Source organism: Microcystis sp. M53602_WE12 (genome assembly GCF_030065455.1).
GTDB lineage: Bacteria > Cyanobacteriota > Cyanobacteriia > Cyanobacteriales > Microcystaceae > Microcystis > Microcystis aeruginosa.
This window is the reverse complement of record NZ_JASJFB010000361.1, coordinates 1-2417: the sequence shown is the minus strand read 5'-3', so window position 1 is coordinate 2417 and position 2417 is coordinate 1. Positions and strand designations below refer to the sequence as shown.

At 46.3% G+C, this 2417-nt stretch carries 3 protein-coding genes; 2 read left to right on the top strand and 1 reads right to left on the bottom strand.

All coding sequences use genetic code 11. The features are described from left to right. Window positions 1–125: 125 nt before the first annotated feature. The gene (locus PX482_RS12585; RefSeq protein ID WP_288028103.1) at window positions 126–320 is read right to left on the bottom strand and encodes a hypothetical protein; all 195 of its coding nucleotides are present in this window, start codon (window positions 318–320) and stop codon (window positions 126–128) included. Here PX482_RS12585 and PX482_RS12580 point away from each other — a divergent pair. Both PX482_RS12580 and ctpB read left to right on the top strand, forming a co-directional pair. After that, window positions 253–672, top strand: coding sequence for an NUDIX hydrolase (locus PX482_RS12580; protein WP_002760597.1), 420 nt, complete (start codon window positions 253–255; stop codon window positions 670–672). The genes PX482_RS12585 and PX482_RS12580 overlap by 68 nt on opposite strands. Before the next feature lie 142 nt (window positions 673–814). Further along, window positions 815–2140, top strand: coding sequence for a carboxyl-terminal processing protease CtpB (ctpB, locus tag PX482_RS12575; RefSeq protein ID WP_043999194.1), 1326 nt, complete (start codon window positions 815–817; stop codon window positions 2138–2140). Window positions 2141–2417: the final 277 nt, after the last annotated feature.

The window sequence follows — 2417 nt, the reverse complement described above, 5'->3', positions numbered from 1 at the left end:
GACAAGGAAATAATAATTCCCATTATTATTCTACTAATGACAGTAGCCTAGTTACTCAGGAGCCGGATACGGCGAAAGTCGTAAGTCCGGTTTTGAAGCAGGGGGTGGGAAGGCGACTTCCTGCTCTACTGTAACGGGTGTGGGGTGTGGGGTGTGGGGTGTGGGGTGTGGGGAGAATAAATAAAATAGTCTCCCGTCTCCTGACTCCTGACTCCTGACTCCTGATAACTGATAACTGATAACTGATAACTGATGATATTTGTTGCTTTGGCGATTTTGGAACAGGACGGTCGATTTTTAATGCAGTTGCGCGACGACATCCCGACGATTCTCTATCCGGGGGTGTGGGGTTTATTTGGTGGTCACTTAGAAGCGGGTGAAAGTCCAGAAATAGGGTTAAAACGAGAGTTAAAAGAAGAAATTAACTACGAAGCTCCTAGTTTACGCCATTTTCGCTGTTATAACGATGATAATCTCTCTCGTTATCTTTATCATGTACCCCTGACCCTGGAATTAGAAAAATTAGTGCAAACGGAAGGGCAAGATTTAGCATTATTACCCCCGGCTGCCATCCTTCAAGGGGAATACTATTCCCAGAAGATTAATCAGACTCGTCCTTTAGGAAAAATTCATCGCCAGATATTACTCGATTTTCTAGAAGTAGAATTATAGTGGATATTAGAGCCAGACAAGGAACTCCCCTATCTATACGAAAGTCGTAGTTAACACTGCTCCTCACCTCCCTCGAAGGCAAAATGCTCCCGCTTTTTGAATGGCTTTATCTAAACGTCAATCTTATTTTGGCTTTGTCTTTATGAACCAGTCGCGTCCCTCGTTCGTTTCCGTGCAGAAACTCCTATCTGGAGGTGCGATCGCTACCCTAGCAGTTAGTTCCCTGATGGTTCTCACCCCCGCAGCCAAAGGGGAAAAACCCTTAGAAGATAACCCGAAAGCAGTCATCGACCAGGTCTGGCAAATTGTTAATAATGAATTTGTAGATCGTAGTTTTCATCAAATCGATTGGCAAAAAAAACGTCAAGAATTGTTAAGCAGAAATTATACTAATCCCCAACAAGCTTACACGGCAATTCGGGAAGCTTTAAAGGAATTGGGTGATACTTATACCCGTTTTTTAACTCCTAGGGAATTTTCTGTCCTCACCAGTCAAACTTCCGGAGAATTATCGGGAATTGGGGTACGTTTAGCCCTCGATAAACGCACTAGCGATCTGATCGTTGTCGATACGGTGAAAAAATCCCCCGCCAAGGAAGCGGGAGTGAAAAGCGGCGATCGCCTGATCAGAATTAATGGCAAACCCACCGCTTTAATGACCCTAGAACAAGCAATGGAAGCCCTACAGGGAGAAGTGGGTACTAGCGTTAGTTTACAGCTTGCCCGTCCCGATCGAGGTGTATTTGAAGTGACTTTGACCCGGGTAGATATCGAAATCCCCTCGGTTAGCTATACCCTTAAACAAGAAGGTGGGGTGAAAGTTGGTTATATTAAACTGGATGAATTTAGTTCCCACGCAGCCGAACAAATGAAAGAAGCGATCGAGGAATTAAGTCAACAACAGGTATCCGGCTATGTTCTCGATCTGCGGGGCAACCCCGGGGGTTTACTATTTGCTAGTGTCGATATCGCTCGCATGTGGATGAAACAGGGCAAAATCGTTAGCACCATCGATCGACGGGGCGGTGATCGCCAATTTATCGCCAATAACACCGCTATTACCGATTTACCCCTCGTGGTCTTGGTGAATAAAGGTTCCGCCAGCGCCAGCGAAATCCTCGCCGGGGCGCTGAAAGAAAATGGCCGGGCGACTTTAGTGGGTACATCGACCTATGGCAAGAGTACCGTCCAATCGGTACACACCCTCTCCGATGGTTCCGGTTTAGCGGTGACAATTGCCCGTTATTATCCCCCCAACGGCGAAAATATCTACAAAAAAGGCATTAAACCCGATGTGCAGATCGAGTTAACCCAGGAACAACAGCTGCGCTTCCGCGATGATCCTTCTTTGGTGGGAACTAAGGATGATCCCCAGTACCAACAGGCGATCTCGCTGCTACAATCCCATAGTGTTAAACGTCCTGGCACTAGCAATCTCAATAACCCTTTGAGTAGTCGAGCCGAATAATTGTCCTCAATAATGTCTAAGTAGGTAGGTGGAATTAAATATAAGATGAACGTAGGTTGGGTTGAAGCATGAAACCCAACGCCCGCTCATGTTACGCTACCGCTAACCCATCCTACAAATAATTGTGCCTCCCTACTTAGGGTCTGCTGAAAAAGTTTTTCCTAGGGGCAGGGTGTAGGGTGTGGGGTGTGGGGTGTGGGGTTTTACCGATTTTGAGGGGGTCAATTACCTAATTTTCAGGGAAAAAGTCCCTGAATTTCCCCCTGATCACTCCCAT